The sequence below is a fragment of the uncultured Campylobacter sp. genome, from assembly GCF_937890585.1.
Taxonomy (GTDB): domain Bacteria; phylum Campylobacterota; class Campylobacteria; order Campylobacterales; family Campylobacteraceae; genus Campylobacter_A.
Genome location: NZ_CALACG010000046.1, coordinates 1 through 6,873, shown reverse-complemented (window position 1 = coordinate 6,873; position 6,873 = coordinate 1). Strand labels below are relative to the sequence as shown.

Here is a 6,873-nt window from a genome sequence, read left to right as displayed (position 1 = left end):
GCCCCTACAATATTAAAATTTGACTTACATCTTAGTTATTTATGAATTTTAATTTTTTAATGATAGAGATTAATGACAAATTTTGGATTTTTTCCTTATAATAAAGCCATTTTTAAGATAATTTTAAGGCGGAAATATGTCAAAAATAATGAAAACTATGGACGGAAACGAGGCCGCAGCTTACGCGTCATACGCATTTACCGAAGTAGCTGGAATTTACCCTATCACTCCTAGCTCGCCTATGGCTGACTACACTGACCTTTGGGCAGCGCAGGGCAAGAAAAATTTATTTGGTATGCCAGTAAAAGTAGTCGAAATGCAAAGCGAAGGCGGCGCAGCTGGCACGGTGCATGGTTCGCTACAAGTTGGTGCGCTAACTACGACCTACACAGCTTCTCAAGGCCTACTTTTAAAAATTCCAAATATGTATAAAATAGCAGGCCAGCTCCTCCCTGGCGTCATCCACGTCTCAGCTCGCTCTCTAGCAGCGCAGGCACTTTCAATATTTGGCGATCACCAAGACATCTATGCCTGTCGTCAAACTGGCTTTGCGATGCTAGCAAGTGGCTCGGTGCAAGAGGTGATGGATATCGCTGGCGTAGCGCATTTAGCAGCGATTAAGGGCAGAGTGCCATTTTTACACTTCTTTGACGGCTTTAGAACGAGCCATGAAATTCAAAAGGTCGAAGTGCTTGACTACGCACACTTTGATAGACTCCTTGACCGCGAAGCGTTGCAGAAATTTAGAAACAATGCGCTAAGCCCAGAGAGCCCAAAAACTCGTGGCACAGCGCAAAATGACGATATATATTTTCAAACACGAGAGCTAAGCAACCGCTTCTATGACGCAGTGCCAGACATCGTAGCAAACTACCTAGCCGAAATTTCAAAGATCACTGGCCGTGACTACAAGCCGTTTAACTACTACGGCGACCCAGAAGCGACACGTGTCATCGTAGCTATGGGCTCAGTGACGCAAACTCTTGAAGAGGTCGTGGACTATCTAAACGCAAAAGGCGAAAAGGTGGGCATCATCAAGGTGCATTTATACCGCCCATTTAGCACAAAATATCTCTTTGACGTGATGCCAAAGAGCGTAAAAAAAATAGCCGTCCTTGACCGTACAAAAGAGCCTGGCAGTCTTGGTGAGCCGCTATATCTTGACATAAAAGCTGCATTTTACGGCCAAAAGGACGCTCCAGTGATCGTTGGCGGCAGATACGGCCTAAGCTCAAAGGACGTCGATCCTGCGCAAATGCTAGCTGTATTTGAAAATTTAAACCAAAGCGAGCCAAGAGATGGCTTTACGGTGGGTATCGTCGATGACGTGACTTTTACGTCGCTGCCAACTGGAGAGAAAATTTCACTAAGCGATGAGAGCGTTAAAGAGTGCTTATTTTACGGTCTTGGCGCTGATGGCACCGTGGGCGCAAACAAAAACTCGATAAAGATCATCGGCGATAAGACCGACCTTTACGCGCAGGCATATTTTGCCTACGATAGTAAAAAATCGGGCGGCTACACACGCTCGCACCTTCGCTTTGGCAAAAAGCCGATCCGCTCGACCTATCTCGTCTCAAATCCGCACTTTGTAGCCTGCTCAGTCGCTGCATATCTTGAAATTTACGACGTTATTGACGGCATCAGAGAAAACGGCACATTTTTGCTAAACTCTATATGGGACGCAGAGCAGACCATAGCGAAGCTACCAAATAAAGTTAAGAAAATTTTAGCTAGCAAAAATATAAATTTCTACATCATAAACGCAACCAAACTAGCGCACGATATCGGCCTCAAAAACCGCACAAATACCATAATGCAGTCGGCATTTTTCAAGCTTGCTGACATCATACCATTTGAAGATGCGCAAAAATATATGAAAGAGTACGCACACAAAGCCTACGCTAAAAAGGGCGAGGCGATCGTGCAGATGAACTACAACGCTATCGACGTTGGCGCAAACGGGCTCATAAAAGTGCCAGTCGATCCTGCGTGGGCAAATTTAGCAGATGAAGCTCAAAAAGAGGAGAAATACATCGGCAACAGCTTCATCGAAAACGTCGTAAAACCGATAAACGCAGCTAGAGGCGATAGCCTACCAGTCTCAGCCTTCATAGGCTACGAGGACGGACACTTTGAAGCTGGCACGACGGCTTACGAGAAGCGCGGCGTTGGCGTCATGGTGCCAAAATGGATCGAGCAAAACTGCATCCAGTGCAACCAGTGCGCATTTGTCTGCCCGCACGCTGTAATAAGGCCATTTTTGATAGACGAAAACGAGCTTAGCGCAGCTCCACAAAGCGTGCAAGATCACGTCCTAGAGGCAAAAGGCAAAGAGGTTAAAGGACTAAAATATAAAATCCAAGTAAGCCCACTAGACTGCACCGGCTGCGAGCTGTGCGCGCAAAACTGCCCAAGCAAGGAAAAATCGCTCGTCATGGTACCGCTAGCCGAGGAGATGGAGAAAAACGAGCAAGAAAACGCGGATTATCTATTTAAAAAGGTTACGTATAAAGACGACCTGATGAGCAAAGAAAGCGTCAAGGGCGTTGGCTTTGCGCAGCCGCTATTTGAGTTTCACGGTGCCTGCCCTGGTTGCGGCGAAACGCCTTATATAGGGCTTGTTACGAGACTCTTTGGCGAGCGCATGATCGTGGCAAATGCAACTGGTTGTAGCTCGATATATGGCGGCTCTGCACCATCTACTCCGTACACTACAAATGACGAAGGCAAGGGCGTTGCGTGGGCAAATTCGCTATTTGAAGACAATGCTGAGTTTGGCATGGGTATGAACGTGGCGATAGAGACCATGCGCCACCGCATCGAAGACATAATGAGAAACAACATAGACAGCGTGCCAAACGCACTTTCAGCGCTTTATAACGACTGGATAAATTTCAAAAATGATGGCGTTAAAACGCAAGAGATCACGAAAAATTTATTGCCTATTTTAGAGCAAAATTTAAGCGCACCGGGCGTTAAAGAAATTTTAGAGCTTAAGAAATTTCTCGTCAAAAAGTCACAATGGATCATCGGTGGCGACGGCTGGGCGTATGACATCGGTTTTGGCGGACTTGACCATGTGCTAGCAAGCGGTGAGAACGTAAATGTGCTAGTGCTTGACACCGAAGTTTATTCAAACACTGGCGGCCAAAGCTCAAAATCAAGCCGCGCAGGCTCGATAGCGCAGTTTACGGCTAGCGGCAAACCAGCCCAGAAAAAGGACCTTGGCTACATCGCGATGACCTATGGCAACATATTTGTCGCGCAGATCAACTCAAACGCAAGCCAAGCAAACGTGATAAAAGCGATCGCAGCGGCTGAAGCATATGACGGCCCAAGCCTCATCATCGCCTACTCTCCGTGCATTGCCCACGGCATCAAAGGCGGCTTGTCTCAGTCAGGCGGCCAAGGCGAGCTAGCGACCAAGTGCGGATACTGGCCGACATATCTATACGATCCGCGCCTTTTAAAAGAGGGGCAAAATCCGCTTAAAATCACCTCAAAAGAGCCAGACTGGTCGCTTTATGAAGAGTTTTTGCTAAACGAAGTTCGCTACAACTCGCTTAAAAAGACCAACCCTGAGCATGCAGATGAGCTACTAGCTAAAAACAAGGCCGACGCGCAAAGGCGCTACCGCCAGCTAAAACGCCTAAGCTTGGCTGATTTTAGCGACGAAATAGAAAGTGCCGTAGCTACGCAAAGCGCCGAGTAAATTTAAATTTCTCTTGTCAAATTTAAACGGCAAGAGAAAATTTCATTAAATTTAAAAGGCAAAATATGAGCCAAACGCATCCTTTTAAACCAATCTTTGATAAAAACTCTAAAATTTTGATCCTTGGCTCTTTCCCTTCTGTCATCTCTCGTAAATTTGGCTTTTACTATACAAATGCGCAAAACCGCTTTTGGCGGGTGTTAGATGGGATCTTAAACGCTCGGCTGCCAGAAAGTACAGATGAAAAGATAAAATTTCTACTTTCCCATCACATCGCAATATATGACGCTGCGATATCATGCGAGATAAAGGGCTCAAACGACGCAAAAATGAGCAAGATCGTACCTGTAAATTTAAATCCGATATTTAAAGAGGCAAATATCACACAAGTCTACGCAAACGGTGGCAAAGCTTATGAAATTTGCAAAAAATACTTAGAGGGCGAGATCATAAAAGCAACAAAAAATGAAGTGATAAAACTACCATCAACCAGCCCTGCAAATGCTAAATTTAACCTTGAAAAGCTCGCAAATCAGTGGTCGATGGTAGTTAGGGAGTTAGAGTAGATCAGAAACTTGAAACAACTTCGTCTTTGATCTCTATGCTTATGGTACCATCAAGGCTTGCATATTTCGTGTAGCCTCCAGCACTTACAGCTGAGTGCTCATCAAAGCCATCAAGCTCAAGCCTATCGCTACTATCGCCATATATTTTTAATACTGTCTTTCCAGTATCACGCAAAATGTCTTTAATATTGGCAGCACTTAGTCTCAAATTTGCACTCTCGCTATCCACTATACTACCATCGCTTTGCACATCACCACCAAGAGATAGTTTTTCGAAATTTTTAACCTTTGAAAAGTCGACATTATTTTCTCGAACTATCAACGTATCTTCACCGCTTCCACCATCGATAGAGACATTATTTAAAACTGCACCTTTTTCCACATTTACGATATCGTTGCCAGTTGCACCCCATTCATTTTTGTAATCATCACCATAAATTTGCGTATCGTTTAACGTAGCACCACTTTTTATATTAAACGTATCATTGCCATCCATGCCACATATCATAGAGTTATTTAAAGTGGCACCATTTTTTATATTAAACGTATCATTGCCGATATAGCCACTCCATTCTCCATAAATTTTAGAGTAGTTCACAACCGAGTCGCTTTCAAAATTTACAGTATCATCACCATCTCCTCCAGAGATAACTTCAGATAAATACCCTACCCTAGCATCGTTAAATTTACCATCGATCGTGCCTCTTATATTGAAAATGTCATTACCTCTACCACCATCAATAGCAAAAGAGTCACCGCCATACCCATTTTGATCCACAGTGATATTTTCTATATTAAAAGTATCTGTATCTAGTCCGCCATAAAGTCTTACGCCATTTTTTAATGTCGAATTCTTTATGTTGAAAGTATCTTTATCTATTGGGCTTATACTCTCAAGACCATCTGTGCTTATGATGCCACCAGTAATAGTCGCATCATTTATATTAATCGTGTCATCACCTAGTTGTGTTTCTATCATAACTTCGTCGATTGTTGCACCACTATCTATATTTATAGTATCTTTTCCGTTTCCTGTAATAATCGTGTTATAAAGAGTATCAGATTTTAAGATACTAGTATGGATATTTATAAGATCATCTCCTTTGCCACTTCTAATGTCTATACCTTTTACTACCGATGTTTTATCTATGTTTAACTCAAGCTTAGTATTAGCGGCGGCTATTGACGCATCTGCCAACTCTGAATTTTTAATATTTATAACTTCAGTATTATCAAGTGAGCCATCACCTACATTTATAGCACTATTAAAAAGTTTTGAATTTTCTATATCAACGCTATCAATACCATCTCCTGTGCTTATTGTTGAATTGTTTTTTAGCTCAGAATCTTTTATCAAAACCTCATCATTTTGACCTGCCCTTATTGTCGTATTATCTAAACCTGCGCCTTCAAGTATTAGTTTATTATCACCATAATAACTCTCTTTTATATACGAATTTACAGCTTTTGAAGTCATCTTTATTGTATCGTCACCACTGCCTGTGTCTAAATTTACACCATCTATATCTTGATCTATTAAGATGTTATTATCATTATCTATTATCGCACCAATTGCATTTACGGTTGGAATTTCATCATTATCACTAGTAACACTCAATGTTAAATTTCTTTTGTAGTCTCCAAAATTATTAATGCCAGGCGCTATACCTGCTCCCAAATCTTTAATCATTTCACCTTCGTTTTGATATCCTGGTGTTTGTCCATAATCATCTGCAATATAATATCTAACCTTTAAATTTGCGATATCATTTGGGTCATTTAGGAATATTTGATTATTACCGAGTGATATCCAATTATTTCCACCATCAATAGAATATTGGCTCATAGATTTATAATAATCTTTTCCATCTATGCCGCTAAAATTTAAGCTCAAAGTAGTTGGCAAGACATTTAATGCCTTATTTAATGAAAAATCAAAAGTTAGATATCTGCTATATCCAGTAGATACATCATAGATTCCATCTTCGCTCATATCTTGTTGAGCTACTATACTTAAAGTTGGTTTAGATATAAGTTGTGTAAAACCTGTATCTGATATATTGTCAGCATATCCATCAACTGAGCCAACTGGAGATTCAAAATTTCTGCCAGAGCCATTTAAATTTCTAAAATTTTCATTGATATTTGAGTAATGTCCGCCCTCAGCAAAGCTAGCAGCACCAAGGCTCACCCCATCGCCACTAGCATTTCCGCCAGCATTGCCACCAGCTGCGGTCTCTTCGAGTGCGTTTAGGTCTTTACCGCTTAGGATCGCCTTTTGTAAGTCATCTATACTGGCTGTGGTTTTGCTACCTATGTTTTCACCACCCAGAATCTCTTGGTCTAAATTTAAGCTATCCTTGCCTATCAATGTCACCTCTTTGCCATTAGTAGTAGCGATCGTCACCTTAGAGTTAGCCCCATCAGTCACTATCTTTTCGCCACCATAAACTATGTCGCCTACGTGAAGCTCTCTTACCTCACCCAAACCATTTATGGCTTTTGCACCTTCACCATCTATGCTTTTTACTACTGCAATTTTGTTTGACATGATGTTTTCCCCTTTACTATTTTTGTCACATTGTTACATTT

At 41.9% G+C, this 6,873-nt stretch carries 3 protein-coding genes; 2 read left to right on the top strand and 1 reads right to left on the bottom strand.

Translation table 11 applies throughout. From position 1 onward, the window contains the following. Nucleotides 1–136 precede the first annotated feature (136 nt). Both nifJ and Q0296_RS01250 read left to right on the top strand, forming a co-directional pair. Nucleotides 137–3,715, top strand: coding sequence for a pyruvate:ferredoxin (flavodoxin) oxidoreductase (nifJ, locus tag Q0296_RS01255; protein WP_298035773.1), 3,579 nt, complete (start codon nucleotides 137–139; stop codon nucleotides 3,713–3,715). A 65-nt stretch (nucleotides 3,716–3,780) separates the two neighbouring features. Beyond that, nucleotides 3,781–4,281 carry a DNA-deoxyinosine glycosylase gene (locus Q0296_RS01250; RefSeq protein WP_298035772.1) on the top strand — a complete coding sequence of 167 codons (501 nt, stop codon included), beginning with the start codon at nucleotides 3,781–3,783 and terminating at the stop codon, nucleotides 4,279–4,281. Between the two features lies 1 nt (nucleotide 4,282). On the opposite strand, the gene Q0296_RS01245 is transcribed toward Q0296_RS01250, so the two are convergent. Beyond that, on the bottom strand, nucleotides 4,283–6,832 hold the full coding sequence (locus Q0296_RS01245; RefSeq protein WP_298035770.1) for a retention module-containing protein: 2,550 nt from the start codon (nucleotides 6,830–6,832) through the stop codon (nucleotides 4,283–4,285). Nucleotides 6,833–6,873: the final 41 nt, after the last annotated feature.

What these genes read in the sequence shown, in the direction of transcription:
- nifJ (WP_298035773.1), top strand. Translation starts at nt 137, where the DNA reads ATGTCAAAAATAATGAAAACTATGGACGGAAACGAGGCCGCAGCTTAC.
- Q0296_RS01250 (WP_298035772.1), top strand. Translation starts at nt 3,781, where the DNA reads ATGAGCCAAACGCATCCTTTTAAACCAATCTTTGATAAAAACTCTAAA.
- Q0296_RS01245 (WP_298035770.1), bottom strand. Translation starts at nt 6,832, where the DNA reads ATGTCAAACAAAATTGCAGTAGTAAAAAGCATAGATGGTGAAGGTGCA.